Source organism: Blautia sp. AF19-1 (assembly GCF_003479155.1).
Taxonomy (GTDB): Bacteria; Bacillota; Clostridia; order Lachnospirales; family Lachnospiraceae; genus Fusicatenibacter; species Fusicatenibacter saccharivorans.
The window spans coordinates 65,132-85,401 of sequence record NZ_QUGQ01000014.1; the positions used below are offsets into that span (position 1 = coordinate 65,132).

Here is a 20,270-nt window from a genome sequence, read left to right on the forward strand (position 1 = left end):
CTCTTTTGATGGAAGGACGCCGGGGTCTTTTTCATATCCTTATTTCAGTCTGCCGTTATTCGGCTGCCATTCTGGCATTTCTCATGCCGATGCTTCCATCGCCTAACAGATATACTCCGGTAATGTTGTTGCTGGTTGCCCAGATGTTTTTATCACTTGCGATGCAGAGCAGCGGAAGATCCTTCCATACAGTATCCTGTACTTCTGCATAGATCTCACCACGTTTGTCTTCATCTGCTGTTGCAAGACCATCTTTGAGAAGCTGATCTACTTTTTCATTCTCATAGTAGCTGATATTGAAGCTCATCGGCGGCTCAGACTCGGTTGCCAGCATCGGGCGAAGTCCCCAGTCAGCATCACCGGTGGAAGTAGACCATCCGCTTAAGTAGCAGTCTACCTCGGCATCTGCTCCTGCGCAGTCAGCTCCCTGAACCTTTTCATTCAGAACGGCATTTTCCATTCCGTTCAATTCCAGATCAATACCAACCTCAGAAAGCTGCTGTTTGTAGAACTCTGCTTTTTTCTGATTTGCTGTCGTGTTGCTGTACATCAGTGTTGTGGTAAATCCATCCGGATATCCTGCTTCCTTTAACAGCTCTTTTGCTTTTTCCGGATCGTAGGAATACGGATCATTTCCTTTGTAGTGCTGTACTTCTTCTCCTACCATAGAAGTTGCCACAGAACCGTAACCGTTCATAACGACCTGGATATATGCCTCTTTGTTGATTGCATAAGCCATTGCCTCACGAACCTTAACATCGTTGAACGGTGCTTTCTGTGTATTCATGAAGAAGTACCATACGGCGATGCTGTCGCCCATTCCAACGGATACGTTGCTGTCACCTTTTAAGGTGTCAACGCTTTCGGTCGGTACAGACCACATAATCTGTGCGTCACCTGCCTGAATTGCAGATACACGGGTAGCACTTTCTGCAACCGGTTTGAATGTGATGCTCTTAAATCCTGCATCCGCATCTGCCAGAGCAGTTCCGCCGCAGACGTCTGCATCATATCCCCACCAGTCTTTGTTCAGCTCTACTTTCATATGGTCACCGGCAACCCACTCAACAAATTTGTACTGGCCGGTTCCTACCGGTGCCTGTGCACAGGCATCTTCTCCTGCTTCAATCTGTTTCGGGCTCATGATCAGCGTAGCCGGATGTGCCAGGTTGCTGATGAAAGCACCGAATGACTGTGATAAATAGATTTTAACGGTATAATCATCTACCTTCTCTGCATGATCCAGAACATTGCAGAGGAATGTAGTACGTTTCAGTCCAAGGCTCTTATCTGCCCATTTGTTTACGTTTGCAATCAGGGCATCTGCATTCCACGGAGTTCCATCGGTAAAGCTTACGCCCTCACGAAGATGGATCGTATACTCGGTTGCTTCATCATTTGCTTCGTAGCTGGTTGCCAGCATCGGAATGATCTGCATATTCTCATCAAATCCAAACAGACCGTCCATCATCATTCGCTGTACGCCACCGGAAAGTGTATCGGAAGTATCCATCGGATCCATGGTGGTAAAGTCTACAGCTACCATTGCCGTAATATCAGAATCCTGGGATACCGACTCGCCTGCCGGAATCGTGATGGTATTCTCCGTACCTGCTTCTGAACCGGATGAGGTCGATGCAGCGGATGCTGTTGATGTGCTCTTACTTGTGTCAGAAGAACCTGTCGATCCACATGCTGTCAGTGCCAGTGCCGTTGCTGCTGCAACCAGAGCACGCATTACATGTCTTTTTTTCATTGTTGTCTCCTCCTTTTCTGCAAGTGTTGCTGTTTTCTTTGTTCTTTCTTTTCACAGATAACAGAACCATGATATAAAAAAGAGCAAAGATGCCTTACCTTTTTTTTACAGCCCCTTTGCTTAATCGGTATTATAGATGTAATGCGTCACTATGTCAAAGCATTCTTCCTGATTTTTTCTTTTCTTTTTTGTCTTTTTGCATTTAGGTTGTTTATTTTCGTCAAAAATGATATAATTATCCTAATTTTTAACCCATTACCACTTTTTAGCAGGAAAAGAGGTCCCTTTATGAACAGAAAACAAAAGCTTGGCAACGTATTGATCATTTCTTCCCGGAAACGAATGCTTTCCGAATTTCAGTCTTATCTTCACTCCGTGCTCGGTGAATATCTCACCTTCAACACCCTTTTAAGAGAGCAGGCCACAGACCCCTCTCTCTTCCGGGGATACCAGTGCGTCCTTTTTCCAAGCGTCCGCGCCATGGAAACCTTTCCGCTTACCCTTGACTCCTCCATTTTGCAGCTCCCCTGCGACCGCGTTTTCAACCATATGTTCCTGGATAAAATCATTCAGATTCCGCCGCACGAACGTGTCTATCTGGTAAACGATGATAAATATTCCACGCTCGCTATCATTTCCCAGCTTGAGGAATGCGGCATCACACAATATGACTTTGTTCCGTTTTATCCCGGATGCAAAGATACCGAGTCTGACATTCAGTTTGCCATCACCGCCGGCGAGCCGCAGCTCGTTCCTTCCCGCATTCCCAATGTGCTGGATATCGGCAACCGCATCATCGATATTTCCACTATTTTACAGCTCTGCGAATATTTCAACATTCCTCTGCAGACCGTAAACCGTGTATCGCGCAATTATGTCAATCAGATTCTTCACACCGTCAAGACCTCAGAAACTTACTATACAAATTATGTACAGACCGAACAGCTCATGCAGGTGATCCTGTTCTCTCTTCCCATTGGCATCTGTCTTTTTGGTGCGGATGGCCGCATTCAGTTCATGAACGCTAAATTTGCACATGCCTTCTCGCTTCCTTCCTCCAACTTTGAAGGACAGCCTTTTTCGGAATGTCTTCCGCCTGCCTACGCGGACACTGCTTTCGACCGCAACGGTGACTGGACCATTCTCCTTTCGGATCAGAAAACACAGATCACGTTAAGCGTTCTCTCTATGGTTTTTCCGGATACAGAGCCTGTTTTTCTTGCGTTTCTTCCCGAGAGCAGATCCACGGAAATGTCGGTACCGAAAGACGAAAAAACGGAAGAAAGCACTTTTTTCGCTTCCTCCCGTACCTTTTCCCTTTCCCTGTCCCACGCAGATTCCGTCCAGAATCTGACGGCGCAGGCCAGACATCTTGCACTTTTTGATTTTCCGATTCTGATCCAGGGAGAAAGCGGTACACAGCGCAGGACACTCGCACGTGCGATCCACAATTTTTCGCGCCGCCATCATTATCCGTTTTCCGTTCTTCATTCTCCGGGAAATGATCTGACCGAAGCCTCCCTGCTCCGGCTTCTTGCCGAAACCAACCATGGCACACTCGTCCTTTCCCAGGTGGACCGTTTTCCGCTTTCCATTCAGGATCTGCTGGTCAATGTTCTTACCAATGTTCATGGTAACTTCTTTTCCGCACCGGAAACCCGCCGTTTCGATGTGCGGATCATTGCTATTGCGGATGATAACCTTTACAAAAAAGTAGAAAAAGGAACCTTCCTGCGGGAACTTTTTCACCTTTTAAGTGCTTCAGAGCTTCAGACAGTCCCGCTCCGCAGACGCAGGGAGGATATTCCCGATCTTCTGAATTACTTTCTGCTTCAGTTTTTCCACAACACCGATATGACCTGCGACCGGATCTTTTCGGAAGGGCTTCTGCGCTTTCTGAAGGAATATGCGTACCCCGGAAATATTCATGAGCTGTACAATCTGTCCTGCAGCCTGTTTACCCGGTACAGCAGCCATAAGCTGCAGCTTTCCGATCTGCCGACGTACCTCCGCTCCCGCCAGATGGCTGACGTTTCCCTCACCGACCTTCAATATCAGGTTCTTTCTTTCGTATCGACGCATCCGAAAGCAGGCCGCCTGGCAATCAAAAACGGACTGGCCGACGGAGAAACCTTTGTATCCGAAGCGGCTCTGCGCACCGTACTCGGAGAGCTTTCTTCCGCCGGTTATCTCATCGTGCACCGGACAAAAGGCGGATGTGAAATTTCCGAGCTGGGGCGTATGGTTCTGGAAAAATAATTTATTTCAGAAATCCCGGTATTTCCAGAAATTCTGCAAGGCTGCGGTATCTGGCTCCGTCCAGGCCTCTTTTTTCCTTTGCGGTTACCATAGAGTTCAGGATCGCTTCCTCCACAGCCTCTGCCGCTGCTTCAAATGCCTCGTTGATTTTTTCTTCTTTTATCCGGGCACACACTTCCACCTCACATGTACTCTTTGTGTCTACGCGGTTTGCTGTTGTAAATCCGATCATGATTTCACCGCTTCCGTGGCCGGTGTAGGCTCCTGTTCTGGCGATTCCAACTCCACAGCGGCGGATAATCCGGTACAGCTGCCGCTCTGATACCGGAAGGTCTGTTGCCAGAACCGTCATAATTGATCCCCGGTCTTCGGCGCTGCTTCCGCATTCTTCCTTCCGGATCCGCTCCAGAATCTTCTCTCCTGCCGGTTTTCCACTGATTTTCAAATCTCTGGTTGCCCCGAAATTTGACTGTACCAGAACACCAATGGTATATGTTTTTCCGTCAAGCACCAGCGTGCGGGATGCTGATCCGATTCCCCCTTTCAGCCCATAGCAGATCGTTCCTGTTCCGGCACCGATATCACCTTCCGCAAAGTCTGTATCCGCCTGCTCCAGTGCATGATACAGCTCTTTTTCCCCCACTACCCGGTTACAAATCTCATTGATTCTCGAATCATTACATTCTCCGACAACCGGATTGATGGAAAAAACATCTTCCCCTTCTTTTCGGGTCTGCTGTATCATCCATGAAATCATGGCATCCGCCACTTTTCCGACATTCAGTGTATTGGTCAGGGCAATGGGCGTTTCAAGAGTTCCGAGCTCCTGTACCTGCACAAGACCGCACGTTTTCCCGAAACCGTTATGCACGTAGGCAGACGCCAGGTACTTTTTCAGAAACGGATTGCCTTCTCCCGGCACAATCACCGTCACTCCGGTATGCTGATTGCCACTTTCCACCGTCGCATGGCCTACCCGCACACCGGGCACATCCGTAATTTTGTTTCGCGGTCCATTTTCATGATGTCCGATCCGATATCCGTAATCACTGATTCTTTTCTGTTTCATCCTGTTTCCTCCTCTTTTTATGATGTACTCCCGGAATTTTTCAGCTCACGCAAATACAGGCACAAAAAAGACTCCGAAGATACATTTTTCTCTCACTTTACGCTCTCTTCTCTCTTCTGTCCATACCTCTTCCCACAATTTTTCTTCTTTTCTTTATATTTTTTCCATTTCTTTTAGAATTTGGACACACTTTGCTCACATATTCCTTTTATAATAAAGTTCGGATAGTTGATAAACCACTCACTATCTCCCCCCTCATAAAAAGATGGCGATATACTTTTGTATATCGTCATCTTTGTTTTTACTGACAAAAACGCCCCCGGGCGGAAAACGTAACCACTTCCGTTTTCCGCCCGGGGGCATTCTTTCTTCCTTTTTGCTCAGGCCTCTGCAGCAGCTTCCTCTGCTTCCGCTTCTGCCATCGCCTGTTCGTACTGTTTCAGGATAATGGTCTGAATTTTTTCTCTGGTTCCGGAGTTGATCGGATGTGCGATATCGCGGTACTCCCCGTCCGTAGCCTTACGGCTCGGCATTGCGATAAACAGTCCTTTTTCTCCTTCAATCACCTTGATATCATGTACAACAAATTCGTCATCGATTGTGATAGACACAACCGCCTTCATTTTTCCTTCTTTTGTTACCTTGCGTACTCTCACGTCTGTAATGTTCATAAACTTTTATGCCCCTTTCACCCCATAATCAGATGGCGTATCTTTCGTTTTTTTCGACAACAATTTTGATGCCGTCCTCCCCACAGTGATAGGAGTTTGCACGGATGGTGTCCCTGCTCTCCACAATACAGTTTTCAATGTGAGTGTTGTCTCCGAGATATACATCATTTAAGATGATAGAATTTTTAATCACACAGTTGTTTCCAACATATACCTTCTTGAACAAAACAGAGTTCTCAACCTGTCCGTTGATGATACAGCCGCTGGATACAAGAGAATTTTTCACTGTGCAGCCAGGATTGTATTTTGCCGGCGGAAGATCGTCGATCTTGGAGTAGATGCCCGGATACTGTCCGAAGAAGTAATCTCTTACCTCCGGTTTCAGGAAATCCATGTTGGTTCTGTAATAGGAATCTACGGTAGCAATGTTGCTCCAGTAGGTATTGATCTTGTATCCGTAAATCCGTTTCAGGTTTTTGTAACGGATTAAAATATCCTTTACAAAGTCGTAGCGGTCTTCCTGTGCGCTGCGCTCAATCATTTCGATCAGCTGGCGACGGCGGATGACATAGATACCGGTAGAGATCACGTTGGAGCTCGAAACCATCGGTTTTTCCTCGAACTCCTCGATGCGGCAGTCCTCATTCATCTTCAGGACGCCGAAGCGGCTGGTATCTGCTTCCTTGGAATCCGTGCATACCACGGTAACATCCGCACGTTTTGCAATATGGTATTCCAGTACCTTATTGAAATCCAGTTTGTATACGCCATCTCCCGATGCGATGACTACGTACGGTTCATGGCTGTTTTTCAGCCATGTCAGGTTCTGACTGATCGCGTCTGCCGTTCCACGGTACCACCAGCTGTTATCTGATGTAACGGTTGGAGAAAATACAAACAGACCGCCATGTTTTCTTCCGAAATCCCACCATTTGGATGAGCTCAAATGCTCGTTTAAGGATCTGGCGTTGTACTGTGTCAGGACAGCCACCTTCTGAATATGAGAGTTTGCCATACTTGACAGCGCAAAATCGATGCTGCGGAAGCTGCCTGCGACCGGCATAGCTGCAACGGCTCTTTTATTGGACAGCTCTCTCATTTTGTTGTTGTTACCGCCTGCAAGAATAATTCCCAATGCTCTCATATTACTCACCGTCCTTTTCTACAATTGCTCCGCCGGACGGAAGTATGCCATCCGGGTAATCTTCAAGGGAAGTTTCGCCGGAAATGCAGACATTCTTTCCAATGGTTACGCCATCCGGAATGACTGCCTTTTCTCCAACGGTCACAAGTCCGAATCCGTAAATATTCGGTTTTAAGACGTTCGGCGCTTCCTCGCCAACGCCCATCACAACATGTTTGCCGACATGTACGTTTTCTGCAATAATGGCCTTATTGACCTGGGTTCCCTCGCCGATTGTGCTGTGGCGCATAATAATAGAATCTCTTACAACAACACCCTTTTCAATGCGCACATCCGCACCGATGACGGAATTATGTACCTCTCCGTAGATTTCAGCGCCCTCGCCGATAATACAGCGGTCGATGACAGCGTCCCCGGAAACATACTGCGGACGGATGATATCACCTTTGGTATAGATCTTCCAGAACTCCTCATATAAATTGAATTCCGGAATAATATCGATCAGCTCCATATTTGCTTCCCAGTATGAGCCAAGCGTTCCGACATCTTTCCAGTAGCCGTTGAACTCATACGCAAACAGACGTTTTCCATTGTCGCGGCAGTACGGCAGAATGTGTTTTCCGAAGTCACAGCTCGGCTGATCCTTCAAGGCTGTCAGAGATTCCTTTAATGCTTTCCAGCTGAAAATATAGATACCCATAGAAGCGAGGTTGCTTCTCGGGTGCTCCGGTTTTTCTTCAAATTCGGTAATTCTTCCGTTTCCGTCTGTGATCATGACACCGAAACGGCTTGCTTCTTCGATCGGTACCGGCATACATGCGATGGTCACATCTGCGTGGTTTGCTTTGTGATAGTCAAGCATCACCTCGTAATCCATTTTGTAAATGTGGTCGCCGGAAAGAATCAGAACATATTCTGGATTGTATGTTTCCATATAAGCCATGTTCTGGTAAATTGCATTTGCAGTTCCTGTATACCATTCGCTGTTTGTACTTTTTTCATATGGCGGCAGAACGGTTACGCCGCCTTCGTTTTTATCGAGATCCCACGGAATACCGATTCCGATATGGGTATTCAGCCGCAGCGGCTGATACTGGGTCAGTACGCCTACCGTATCAATTCCTGAATTGATACAATTACTGAGCGGGAAGTCGATGATTCGATACTTTCCGCCAAATGCTACTGCCGGTTTTGCCACTTTCTCCGTGAGCACACCGAGACGGCTTCCCTGACCGCCTGCCAGCAGCATTGCTATCATCTCTTTCTTAATCATGCAATCACCTCTTGTCGTATCTAAAGATTTGCAGTAACTGTAAGAATGTACGGTTCTACGCTTACCGTTCACCGCTTTTCCGCGAACGGTAACCTTCGCTGCCCCCCTTCAGGCTTTGCCTTGCAGGAAGGGGCTACTTACACCTGAATCACTTTCTCACGCAGCGAAACAGCACCTGTCTCCCTGTGTACGAAACAGCAACCATGCTGTCGGTTCTGGTTTTTCATATCCACGCACTTCTTTGATAACTACAATTAAAATTATATCACACTTCCGTCTCATTGTGAACATTTTTTATAATTTTTCTTTTATTTTATCTTATATTTTATTGATTTTGACTATGCATTTTATTTGTGTCAAAAATCGTATCATGATTTTCTACAATTTTCGACAGCGTATTCATTTATTTTTACCAGTTTTTGTTACATTTCGTTCATTTTAGTTTGCAATATTTCTTTTTGCATATGTTCTGGTTTATAATACTTATCCATTGTTTTTTATTTCATTTTCGAATTCATCCGCTTTTTTTCTTTTACTTTTCCGGCAAATACGTGTATACTATTAGCCAGAACAGTTCCAGCCGGATTCCGGGGAACCGGCGCTGCATTTCGTTCTGTTCTTTCCTATATTAATTGAAAAATATGTATTGAGAAAATTTCCCCATTTTCAGTGAAAAGACACATTGAAGGAGATACCATGTACGAAGTAGATTTCAGCAAACCAATCCATATACATTTTATTGGCATCGGCGGCATCAGCATGAGCGGCCTTGCCGAGATTCTTTTAAAAGAAAGCTTTACAATTTCCGGTTCCGATGCAAAAGAAAGTGACCTGACCCGCCACCTGACTTCTCTTGGCGCACAGGTTTTCTACGGCCAGAAGGCGGAAAATATCATTCCTGGCATCGACCTTGTCGTTTACACCGCAGCGATCCACCCGGACAACCCGGAATTTGCCGCCGCCAAAGCTGCCGGCATTCCGATGCTGACCCGTGCTGAACTGCTTGGACAGATCATGCGCAACTACGATACACCGATCGCCGTTTCCGGTACACACGGAAAGACGACAACAACTTCTATGCTCTCCCACATTCTGATGGCCGCTGACTGCGATCCGACTATTTCTGTCGGCGGTATTCTTCCGTCCATCGGCGGAAATATCCGTGTCGGCCATTCCGAAACCTTCCTGACCGAGGCATGCGAGTATACCAACAGTTTCTTAAGCTTCTTTCCGAAAATCGGCATTATCCTCAACATGGATGCAGACCATCTCGATTTCTTCAAAGATATCGACGACATCCGCCACTCTTTCCGTGCGTTTGCCCGTCTGCTCCCGACCGACGGCATGCTGATTATCAATGCCGATACGCCGAAATACGATTACGTGACCGAAGGTCTTGGCTGTAAGGTTGTCACCTACGCGCTGGAGAATCAGGCTGTCGCTGATTATACCGCTGCCAACATCACCTACGATGAGTTCGATCACCCGTCCTTCGACTGCATCTGCCGTGGCGAGCTGCGCGGTCGCTATACGCTGATGGTTCCGGGACTTCACAACGTTTCCAACGCCCTGGCTGCCATTGCACTGGCCGATGAACTGCAGCTGCCGGAAAACGCTATCCACGAAGGCTTTGCCACCTTCCGCGGAACCGACCGCCGTTTCCAGTATAAAGGTACATACCACGGAGCAAAGGTGATCGACGATTATGCGCATCATCCAACCGAAATCCGTGCAACGATGGAAGCCGCTGAAAACTGTGCGCACAGAACACTGTGGTGCGTCTTCCAGCCGCATACCTACACCAGAACGAAAGCGCTGCTCGATGATTTCGCCGCCGCTCTTTCCCTGGCAGACCATGTGGTTCTCGCCGATATTTACGCAGCCAGAGAAACCGATACGCTCGGCATCTCCTCCAAAGATATCCAGGAGCGCATTGTAAAACTCGGCACTGCCTGCGAATATTTCCCATCCTTTGCGGAAATCGAAAACTATCTGAACGAAAATCTTGCCGAGGGCGACATGCTGATCACCATGGGTGCCGGAGACGTTGTAAAAATCGGTGAGGAGCTTCTTGCTTCCGAAAAATAAAATCATTCTTTCGCTTTACCTGCTCCCTGTGGAAAATGGAGTTTTCCTTTTTTCCACAGGGTCTTTTTTTGCTCCGAATCCACACAATCTGTCTTTTCGCCAAATAGTTACGCACATTTTTATTCACAGCTATTTTCCTGTATTTTCGCCTGTTTTCAGAGTTATCCACATTATCCACAATTTTATACACATTTTTACGATCCACACAATGTGGATTTCCTGTGTATAACTTTGTTTACATAACGATATCACCAGAAAGTCCTATACTTCCCTGTTTTCCTCCATTTTTCAACATTTTTGGTAGATGATAATATTTCACAAAACGGATTTCTCCACATTATCCACATTGTCCACAGTCCTTTTTCATCCACCGTGCCTTTTTCCCGGAATGTTTTTTCCGCAAAACACCTATTCACTTGTCGAAAATACTGTGTTATACTTGATTGTGTATGAGAAGGCAAGACGTATAATAAAAAACAGATCGCTAAAAGTAAAAATCTGCCGCACGATAAGAACAGGATGGTGTAATTTTGAGTATGCTGACATTAAACAATGACTGCCTGGCCAGTGTGACTGCTGTGCCGGATCTTTTTCTGGAACAATATATGCCCGCAGCCAACGGAGAATTTGTAAAAGTGTACCTTTATCTGCTGAAGCTGGTCAAAGACCATCAGCAGGATTCCACTCTGTCATCGATGGCAGATTTTTTTTCCTGCACGGAAAACGATATCGTCCGGGCGCTGAAATACTGGGAGAAGCAGGGACTCCTCTCGCTCTCCTACACCGCCGGGGAAAGCGTTCCGACCGGAATCGCCTTTCTGCCGCTTGTCCGGAAGGAAGAAAGCGGAATCCTTCCAACACCGGAATCCTCGATTTCCGGCCCGATTGCGGCTGCACCGGCTGTTTCTGCTGTATCCGTTGAAATCCCGCAGACGGAACAGACCCCGGCTCCATCACCACAGCCGGCCGTTTCTGCCCCATCTGCCTCTTCTCCGGCAGATGATCTTTCCAGTTCCGGTATTTCCGGACAGTCAGTAGAAAAAAAACACGCTCCCGGCAGCCGCGAAGAACTGCAGCACGTTCTTTACGTTGCGCAGACGTATTTCGGTCATCTTCTGTCGCCAACGGAAATCGAATGCATCATGTTTTTCTATGATGATCTCCACTTTTCCGCGGATCTTCTGGAATACCTGGTGGAATACTGTGTTTCGAAGGGAAGCACCAGCATCCACTACCTGAAAAAGGTAGGACTCGCCTGGCAGGAAAGCGGAATCCGCGATGTTGCCTCTGCCAAACAGGAGACCACGACATTCAACAAACATTACTACACAATTTTGAAAGCATTCGGCATCCGCAACCGCGCACCGGTGGAAAAAGAAGCCGAGATGATGGACCGCTGGCTGAATACCTACGGTTTTACGATTGATCTTATCATCGAAGCCTGTCAGCGCACCGTTTCCAAGATCGGCCAGCCGAGCTTCCAGTACGCGGAAGGCATTCTCTCCAAATGGAAGGAACAGGGCGTCCGCTCCATGGCAGACGTCGAACAGCGCGATGCGGAGCACCAGAAAAGGAAGAAAACCGCTTCTGATCAGAATGCGGCACGAAAAACCGCTCCTGCTGCTTCAAGTAACCGCTTCAACAATTTCCATCAGAGAGAATACGACTACCAGAAGTTAGAAGAACAGCTTCTGAAATAACGCCCGGAGGACGAAACAACTATGGCACTGACAAACCCGCAATACGATGCGATTATGCGCATGTACAACGAACGGCAGCTCCGCCACCAGAGAGAACAGCAGGAGCACATCCGCATTGCTTATGAAAAGATTCCGCGCCTTGCGGAAATCGACGCCGAGATTGCATCCCTCTCGGTCCGGAAAGCAAAAGCGATGCTGAACGGAGACGCTTCCATGGATCTCGACCTGAATGCTGCCATCCGTGACCGTTCCCAGGAACGCGCGGCGCTCCTTTCCATGCACGGCTACCCGGCAGACTATCTCGAGCTGACGTATGACTGCCCGCTCTGCCGCGACACCGGCTACATCAACGGCACGCAGAAATGCGCCTGCTTCAAAAAAGCTGCCGTCGATCTTCTGTACCGGCAGTCCAACGTGGAGGAGCTTCTGAAAGCCGAAAATTTCAGCCAGTTCTCTCTGGATTACTACTCGGACAGCCTGACCAGTACCGGAACACCGCTCACTTCCCGCGAGGCCGCTGCTGCCGCGCTCGAAAAAAGCCAGGCGTTCGTCCGCAATTTCGGCTCGTCGTTTGAAAATCTCTTCTTTTACGGCGACACCGGTGTCGGAAAAACGTTTCTTTCGCACTGTATTGCCCGCGAGCTGATCGAGCAGTCGTTCTGTGTGATTTATTTTACTGCATTTGATCTGTTTGACCTGTTTGCACGCTACACCTTTTCCAGTTCAGAAGAAGCAAAAGACGCTCACGCCAATATCTTTGACTGCGATCTTCTGATCATCGATGATTTAGGTACGGAACTGACCAACAGCTTCGTCTCTTCCCAGCTCTTTCTCTGCATCAACGAACGCATCCTGCGGAAGAAATCGACGATCATCTCCACGAACCTGCCCCTTGACCGCTTCATGGAGACGTACTCGGAACGTACCTTTTCACGAATTTCAAGTAACTACACCATCATTAAACTTTTTGGAAACGATATTCGGATCCAGAAAAAACTTTTGGGAGGAACCAAAGCATGAGTAAGGGAACTGAAGGACATTTTGACACACTGCCAATCGGAAGACTGGGACTGATCCCGCTGAACAGCAGCGCCGCACTTGGAAAAAAGGTCGACGATTATCTGGTCAGCTGGAGAAAGGGACGCGGCAATGAATTTGCGGAAAAATATGTCGCTGCCTATGAAGGATATGAGCGTGACAGCTACATTATCCAGTCTCAGGTTCCGCGTTTCGGTTCAGGCGAGGCAAAGGGTATCATCAACGAATCTGTCCGCGGTGACGATATCTACATTCTGCTCGATGTCTGCAACTACAGCCTGACCTATTCTCTGTGCGGCTACACCAACCACATGTCTCCGGACGACCACTTCCAGGATCTGAAGCGTGTCATCGCAGCCATCGGTGGAAAAGCCCGCAGAATCAATGTCATTATGCCATTCCTGTATGAGAGCCGCCAGCACAAGAGATCTGGAAGAGAGTCTCTCGACTGCGCACTTGGTCTGCAGGAGCTGACTGCTATGGGCGTAGAAAACATCATCACCTTCGACGCTCACGACCCGCGTGTCCAGAACGCGATTCCGCTGCATGGATTTGAAACCATCCAGCCGGCTTACCAGTTCATCAAAAACATCCTGCGCAATGCACCGGATATGAAGCTCGACAAGGATCATCTGATGGTCATCAGCCCGGATGAGGGCGGTATGGGCCGTGCTATCTACATGGCAAACAACCTCGGTGTTGACATGGGTATGTTCTACAAACGCCGCGACTACTCTACCATCATTGATGGACGCAACCCGATCGTTGCCCATGAGTTTCTCGGTGCTGATGTCAAAGGTAAGGATATGATCATCATCGACGATATGATCTCCTCCGGCGAGAGTATGCTGGAAGTTGCCAAACTCTTAAAGGATCGTGAGGCACGCAACATCTACATGTGCTCGACCTTCGGACTGTTCACCAGCGGACTGGAGAAATTCGACAAGGCTTATGAGGAAGGACTCTTCACAAAAGTTCTGACCACCAACGTCGTATACCAGACACCGGAGCTTCTCTCCCGCGAATATTACATCAGCTGCGACCTGAGCAAATATATCGCTCTCATCATCGACAAGCTGAATCACGACGCCTCCATCAGCGGACTGCTGGATCCGGCGGATCGTATTCAGAAAGTCATCCGCAAATTTAAAAACCGCGAGAAGATCTGATCTTTTCTGTGAATATCTCACAAATGCCGAAGCCGTTACGAAAACGGTTTCGGCGTTTTTTTATATTTTTAGCAAATTCTTGCTAGTTTTTTCTTTTTTCGGCTGTATAATGAAATTACATTGTACGACGAAGGAGGTATCACACATGCAATTTGGACATTTTGATGATGCGAAAAAAGAGTATGTCATCACAAGCCCGAAGACTCCGCTTCCGTGGATCAACTATCTGGGATCTGAGAACTTCTTTTCTCTGATTTCCAATACCTGCGGCGGATACAGCTTCTACAAGGACGCAAAACTTCTGCGTCTGACCCGTTACCGTTATAACGATACGCCGCTCGATCAGAACGGACGCTACTACTACATCAAGGACGGCGATACCGTCTGGAACCCGGGCTGGCAGCCGACCCAGACGCCGCTCGATTCCTACGAGTGCCATCATGGCCTTGGCTACAGCCGCTTTGTTTCTTCCAAAAACTTAGTTGCCGCTGAACTGACCGCTTTTGTTCCGCTGGCAGATTCCTGCGAAGTAAACCGTCTCATGCTGACCAACAACGGCACCGAAGAAAAAACACTGACTCTGACTTCTTTTGTAGAGTTCTGCTTCTGGAACGCCGTGGACGATATGACCAACTTCCAGAGAAACTTCAGCATCGGCGAAGTTGAGATCCAGGGTTCTGAGATTTACCACAAAACTGAGTACCGCGAGCGCCGCAGACATTACGCTGTTTATGCAGTCAACTGCCCGATCGACGGATACGATACCGACCGCGACGCTTTCCTTGGCGCTTACCGCGGAAATGACCGCCCGGAGACCGTTCTGCGCGGCACTGCAGGCAACACCGTTGCCAGCGGATGGGGTGTGATCGGTTCCCACCACATCGACGTTACCTTAAAACCAGGCGAGTCCCGCTCCTTTATCTTCGTTCTCGGCTACTGTGAGAATGCAGCGGATGACAAATGGGAAGCTCCTGGCGTGATCAACAAAAAGCCGGCAAAAGAGATGCTCTCCCACTATCAGACCGACGAGCAGGTTGACGCAGCACTTGCAGAGCTTGCTTCCTACTGGGAAGGCCTGCTGGCAAAATATGCGCTCTCCTGTGCAGATGAAAAACTGGGACGCATGGTCAACATCTGGAACCAGTATCAGTGTATGGTTACCTTCAACATGTCCCGTTCCGCATCCTACTTTGAGTCTGGCACCGGCCGCGGCATGGGCTTCCGTGACTCCTGCCAGGATCTGCTCGGCTTCGTTCATCTGATCCCGGACCGCGCAAGAGAGCGTCTGCTCGATATTGCCGCTACCCAGTTTGAAGACGGAAGCGCATACCATCAGTACCAGCCACTGACGAAGAAAGGAAACATGGATATCGGAAGCGGCTTCAACGATGACCCGCTCTGGCTGATCGCCGGATGTGCCGCCTATATCAAAGAGACCGGAGATTTCTCTATTCTCGACGAGCAGGTTGATTTCGACAACGATTCCACCAAGGCACAGCCTCTGATGGAGCACCTGAAACGTTCCTTCGACTTTACCGTAACCCATCTCGGACCGCACAAACTGCCGCTCATCGGCCGTGCAGACTGGAATGACTGTCTGAACCTGAACTGCTTCTCTGCAGAGCCGGGCGAACCGTTCCAGACGACAGGACCTTCCGAGGGACCGGTTGCTGAGTCCATTTTCATCGCCGCTATGTTCGTGAAATACGGCAAAGAGTACGCAGCCATCTGCCGCCGCAGAGGCAATGAGGAAGAAGCTGTTTACGCAGAAAAAGAAGTCGAAAAAGTTTACCAGGCAGTCCTTGATGCAGGCTGGGACGGCGAATGGTTCCTGCGTGCTTATGATGCAGCAGGCGAAAAAGTCGGCTCCAATGAGTGTGAGGAAGGTAAGATCTACATCGAGCCGCAGGGCTTCTGTGTTCTTGCTGAAATCGGTGTCAAAGAGGGACTGGCTGAAAAAGCACTGACTTCTGTCAAAAATATTCTGGAAACCAAGTATGGCGTTGTTCTTCTGCAGCCGGCTTACACCAAGTATTACCTGAATCTTGGTGAGGTTTCCTCCTATCCGCCGGGATACAAAGAGAATGCCGGTATCTTCTGCCACAACAACCCATGGATCTCCATCGCTGAAACCGTTGTCGGCCACGGAAACCGCGCCTTTGATCTGTACCGCAAGATCTGCCCGGCTTATATCGAGGACATCAGCGAGATCCACCGCACCGAGCCGTACGTCTACTCTCAGATGATCGCCGGAAAAGACGCTGCCCACTTTGGTGAGGCAAAGAACTCCTGGCTGACCGGTACTGCCGCATGGACTTTTGTCAATGTTTCCCAGTACATACTCGGCATTCAGCCGGATTACGACGGACTGACCTTAAATCCGTGTATTCCGTCCGATATGGAAGAGTTCAAGATCCGCAGATACTTCCGCGGTGCATGGTATAACATCACCTTCCAGAATCCGGAGCACAGGGAGAAAGGTATTTCTTCCCTCACGGTAAACGGAACCGCAGTAGAAGGAAATCTGATTCCTCTCACCGAAGGCTGCACCGAATATGATGTTGTTGCCGTAATGTAATTTTTCAAATTTCAAATCTCCATAAACACAAGGCGAGCCCCGGAAAGCACAACTGCTTTTTCGGGGCTCGTCCCTTTTATTCTTATTTTTTACTGCAGCTGCCGTCTCTCTCTGACACCGGAAAGATCTTTGATGACCTCTCCCGCCAGAATCAGTCCTGCTACGGACGGCACAAACGCTACGCTGCCCGGGATATCACGCCGCTCCGTGCATTTTCTTGCAGCTCCCGGAGGACAGATACAATTTGTCCGGCAGCTGATGCTCATATCCTCAAGCGGACGGAGGGATTTTTCCTCTGAATAGACCACTTTCAGTTTCTTCACGCCGCGTTTTTTCATCTCACGCCGCATGACCTTTGCCAGCGGACACATGTTCGTTTTATAGATATCCGCCACGCGGAACTTCGTCGGGTCCAGCTTGTTTCCAGCTCCCATGCAGCTGATGACCGGCACATTGCACGCTTTGGCGCGCATGATAATCTCAATCTTCGCTGTCACCGTATCGACAGCATCCACCACGTATGAATACTTCGAAAAATCAAAATCGTCCGCATTTTCCGGCAGATAGAAGCATTTGTATACCTCTACCTCCGCTTTCGGATTGATATCCAGAATGCGTTCTTTCATTACGTCTACTTTATATTTTCCGACACTGCTTCTCGTCGCAATAATCTGACGGTTGATGTTGGTGAGGCAGACCTTATCATCGTCTACCAGCACAAAATGGCCGACACCGCTTCTTGCCAGCGCCTCCACGGTATAGCCGCCCACGCCGCCGATACCGAAAACGGCAACGGTTGCATCCGCCAGAAGATCCATGCTCTCCTGTCCGAGCAGAAGCTGCGTTCTGGAAAACTGATTCAATGCCATTTGTTTTCCTTCCTCCTTGTTTATAATCTCTACTACAATAATAGGTTATTTGCTTTTGTCTGTCAACACCTTACGGAACCAGCTCTGCGGAAACTCAAAAACAAAGAGAATGCCAAGTACAATCGCAACTGCATCCTTCAGTGTCAGAAATCCTCTTGCACCGGCGCGCTCCAGATCATTGGTTACCACGTAAAAAGCAGTCCAGTAGATGCCGCTTCCCGGCACCAGCGGGAAAATACCCGCAATCAGAAATACCGTTACCGGGCAGCGCTTGTACACCGCAAAGCTGCGCGACAGAAGGATGACGAGCACCGTTGCAAAAAAGATGGACACCGGCTCTGTCGTATGCGGGAGGATCAGTTTATAGCAGATCCAGCCGCAGGCACCTGCCAGTCCGCAGTACAGGTAGTATTTCCGCGGCACCTGGAACAGCAGCGCAAACGCAATCGTTCCGACGCAGGCGGCAAAAAATTCCGCAATTAAACGAATGGTATCACTCATAGCTGCAGCCCTCCCGCCAGTTGATGATATCCTGTGATAATCAGTCCGACGCCGAGCGCAATGCAGAACGTCACAAGCAGTGCATCGAGCATCCGCACCGAGCCCGCGATGTAGTCCTGATCCGCGATATCACGAATAGCATTCGTGAAATTGACCCCGGGCACCAGCGGAATAATCGAACCGATGATGACCTTGTCCAGATGGTGCCCAATCCCCGCCTGATACAGAAAAACGGCAATCAGCGTGACAAGCGCGCCGCCGGAAATATTCGTCGCAATTTTTGACATTCTGCCGCGCAGCAGGTACAGCAGATAGAAGTACAGAACAAAGCCCGACAGAAATGCTACCATGCTGTCCACCACATCGCCGCCGAACAGAAAACAGAAGCACGCGCTTCCGACACCGGATGCAAGTACCTGGTGCCATCTTGGTTTGTCCGGCATCCGCTGAATGTCGAGCAGCCAGGCCTTCGCCTCCTTCGGCGCGTGCAGCCCCTCCTCGATTTCGCGGGAGAGCTGGTTGACTGCCGTTACCTTGTCGAGCCGCGCCGCCGACAGCGGAATGTGACGCACGCGGGCAAATTCCTGCTTTTTTCCGCTCTCAGCAGTCAGGAAAATACCACTGCTCAACACAAACGCATCGCTGGAGTTGACGCCATACGCCCGCGCAATGCGGTCGATCGTCTCCTCCACACGGAAGATTTCCGCGCCGCTCGCCAGCAGGATGTCTCCCGCCAGCGATGCCACATCAAGCGCTTCTCTCGTCGATTCTGCGTTCATCCTTATTTTCCTCCTTTTTCAAAGCCGTATACCCATTTTCCTTTCAAAAACAGATACAGGAAAATGACAGAACTGATACTCCAGGTCAGCGGGTAAGCCCAGAAAATCACGCGGATATCCGGGATCAGCCGGACCGTCACGGTAATGTAGCTGACGCGGAACAGGCACCAGACGCAGAGCATGACAACCATGGGAACCGAGGCGTGCCCGGAACCGCGGAGCACAGCCGCGATGCAATGAGAAAATGCCAGCAGAAAATAAAACAGTGCAATCGTTCTCGCCTGCATCACGCCGCAATGGACAACGGCCGGATCGCTGTTAAACGCCGCAATCAAAGTCGGTGCGGCTGCATAGATCACAAATCCGATCAGCTCGGCGATGGTAACGGAACAGAGAATGCCAAACCGCGCTCCTTTTTTCGCCCGGTCATACTGTTTTGCACCGAGATTCTGGCTGACAAACGTCGTCAATGCCATCGTAAAGCATGTAACCGGAAGGAATGCAAAACCCTCAATTTTTGCATATGAACCGCAGCCTGCCATCGCCATTTTCCCGAATGCATTGATGTTCGTCTGCACGAAAACGTTTGCGATCGAAATAACCGAGTTCTGGAAACCGGACGGCACACCGTTGCGGATGATTTCACCGAGCACTCTGCCGTCGAAGCGGATTTTGCGGATGGAAAGACGATACTCTTCCTTCGTCCGCAGCAGATGGATCATACAGAGAATCGCACTTGTAAACTGGGAAATTACCGTTGCAAGCGCTGCCGTACCGACCCCAAGGCCAAGGCCGCCGATAAAAAGCAGATCGAGCGCAACATTGATGCACGATGACACGATCAGATAGATCAGCGGGTGGCGGCTGTCGCCGACGGACTGCAGAATGCCGACGAAAATGTTATACATGATAAAACCGAGAGAGCCTGCAAAATACGTACGAAAATATTCGACCGACTGCGGCAGAACATCGGACGGCGTTCCCATCAGCACGAGGATTTTCGGCGCCAGATACATGCCAAGCACAGTCAGCGCTGCACCGGCCGCCAGGCCGAACGCCACGGTCGTATGGATCGCTTTCTGCAGATCTTCCCGGTTTTTCGCTCCGTAATACCTTGCAATCACGACACCGGCGCCCATTGCGATACCGTTAATAAAACCAACCATCAGAAAGATCAGATTGCCCGAAGAGCTGACCGCTGCCAGTGCATTGCTTCCCAGAAAATTTCCTACAATCAGCGAGTCGGCCGTATTGTACAACTGCTGGAACAGATTGCCAAGGAACAGCGGGATCGCAAACAGAATCATCTTTTTTGAAATACTGCCCTCCGTCATTCTTGTTTTACTGTCTGTACTCATTCGTAAAAACCCCCATTT

At 49.1% G+C, this 20,270-nt stretch carries 15 protein-coding genes; 6 read left to right on the forward strand and 9 right to left on the reverse strand.

Annotated elements, in window-relative coordinates:
- Positions 1-55: 55 nt before the first annotated feature.
- On the reverse strand, positions 56-1,756 hold the full coding sequence (locus tag DWX26_RS10610; RefSeq protein ID WP_118601396.1) for a glutathione ABC transporter substrate-binding protein: 1,701 nt from the start codon (positions 1,754-1,756) through the stop codon (positions 56-58).
- Positions 1,757-2,044: 288 nt separating this feature from the next.
- On the opposite strand from DWX26_RS10610, the gene DWX26_RS10615 reads away from it, so the two are divergent.
- Positions 2,045-4,015, forward strand: coding sequence for a sigma 54-interacting transcriptional regulator (locus DWX26_RS10615; RefSeq protein WP_158580604.1), 1,971 nt, complete (start codon positions 2,045-2,047; stop codon positions 4,013-4,015).
- A gap of 1 nt (position 4,016) precedes the next feature.
- On the opposite strand, the gene DWX26_RS10620 is transcribed toward DWX26_RS10615, so the two are convergent.
- The 4 genes from DWX26_RS10620 to DWX26_RS10635 all read right to left on the reverse strand — a co-directional run bounded on the left by DWX26_RS10620 (position 4,017) and on the right by DWX26_RS10635 (position 8,172).
- Complete coding sequence (locus DWX26_RS10620; protein ID WP_118601398.1) at positions 4,017-5,084, reverse strand: P1 family peptidase; 1,068 nt, start codon at positions 5,082-5,084, stop codon at positions 4,017-4,019.
- Between the two features lie 380 nt (positions 5,085-5,464).
- Positions 5,465-5,755 carry a septation regulator SpoVG gene (spoVG, locus tag DWX26_RS10625; protein ID WP_022463229.1) on the reverse strand — a complete coding sequence of 97 codons (291 nt, stop codon included), beginning with the start codon at positions 5,753-5,755 and terminating at the stop codon, positions 5,465-5,467.
- Between the two features lie 28 nt (positions 5,756-5,783).
- Positions 5,784-6,899 carry a glucose-1-phosphate adenylyltransferase subunit GlgD gene (gene glgD / locus DWX26_RS10630; RefSeq protein ID WP_022463228.1) on the reverse strand — a complete coding sequence of 372 codons (1,116 nt, stop codon included), beginning with the start codon at positions 6,897-6,899 and terminating at the stop codon, positions 5,784-5,786.
- Position 6,900: 1 nt separating this feature from the next.
- On the reverse strand, positions 6,901-8,172 hold the full coding sequence (locus DWX26_RS10635; protein ID WP_118601399.1) for a glucose-1-phosphate adenylyltransferase: 1,272 nt from the start codon (positions 8,170-8,172) through the stop codon (positions 6,901-6,903).
- A 696-nt stretch (positions 8,173-8,868) separates the two neighbouring features.
- On the opposite strand from DWX26_RS10635, the gene murC reads away from it, so the two are divergent.
- From murC to DWX26_RS10660, 5 genes are all read left to right on the forward strand, one after another.
- A complete protein-coding gene (gene murC / locus DWX26_RS10640) occupies positions 8,869-10,260 on the forward strand; it encodes a UDP-N-acetylmuramate--L-alanine ligase (RefSeq protein WP_118601400.1) in 1,392 nt (463 codons plus the stop codon).
- Positions 10,261-10,796: 536 nt separating this feature from the next.
- The gene (locus DWX26_RS10645) at positions 10,797-11,960 is read left to right on the forward strand and encodes a DnaD domain protein (protein ID WP_118601401.1); all 1,164 of its coding nucleotides are present in this window, start codon (positions 10,797-10,799) and stop codon (positions 11,958-11,960) included.
- 21 nt (positions 11,961-11,981) lie between these two features.
- Positions 11,982-12,980 carry an ATP-binding protein gene (locus tag DWX26_RS10650; RefSeq protein WP_055219220.1) on the forward strand — a complete coding sequence of 333 codons (999 nt, stop codon included), beginning with the start codon at positions 11,982-11,984 and terminating at the stop codon, positions 12,978-12,980.
- Positions 12,977-14,167: a ribose-phosphate pyrophosphokinase gene (locus DWX26_RS10655; RefSeq protein ID WP_118601402.1), complete on the forward strand. Its 1,191-nt coding sequence runs from the start codon at positions 12,977-12,979 to the stop codon at positions 14,165-14,167. Before DWX26_RS10650 ends, DWX26_RS10655 begins: the two co-directional genes overlap by 4 nt.
- A gap of 145 nt (positions 14,168-14,312) precedes the next feature.
- The gene (locus DWX26_RS10660; protein WP_118601403.1) at positions 14,313-16,745 is read left to right on the forward strand and encodes a GH36-type glycosyl hydrolase domain-containing protein; all 2,433 of its coding nucleotides are present in this window, start codon (positions 14,313-14,315) and stop codon (positions 16,743-16,745) included.
- 89 nt (positions 16,746-16,834) lie between these two features.
- On the opposite strand, the gene DWX26_RS10665 is transcribed toward DWX26_RS10660, so the two are convergent.
- From DWX26_RS10665 to DWX26_RS10680, 4 genes are read right to left on the reverse strand one after another with little or no spacing between them, the layout of a single operon-like run.
- A complete protein-coding gene (locus DWX26_RS10665) occupies positions 16,835-17,614 on the reverse strand; it encodes a tRNA threonylcarbamoyladenosine dehydratase (protein WP_118595278.1) in 780 nt (259 codons plus the stop codon).
- A gap of 45 nt (positions 17,615-17,659) precedes the next feature.
- Positions 17,660-18,115, reverse strand: coding sequence for a threonine/serine exporter family protein (locus DWX26_RS10670; RefSeq protein WP_117761736.1), 456 nt, complete (start codon positions 18,113-18,115; stop codon positions 17,660-17,662).
- The gene (locus tag DWX26_RS10675) at positions 18,112-18,894 is read right to left on the reverse strand and encodes a threonine/serine exporter family protein (protein WP_055265622.1); all 783 of its coding nucleotides are present in this window, start codon (positions 18,892-18,894) and stop codon (positions 18,112-18,114) included. The genes DWX26_RS10670 and DWX26_RS10675 overlap by 4 nt, the downstream gene beginning before the upstream one ends.
- A gap of 2 nt (positions 18,895-18,896) precedes the next feature.
- Positions 18,897-20,252: an MATE family efflux transporter gene (locus tag DWX26_RS10680; protein WP_118601411.1), complete on the reverse strand. Its 1,356-nt coding sequence runs from the start codon at positions 20,250-20,252 to the stop codon at positions 18,897-18,899.
- Positions 20,253-20,270: the final 18 nt, after the last annotated feature.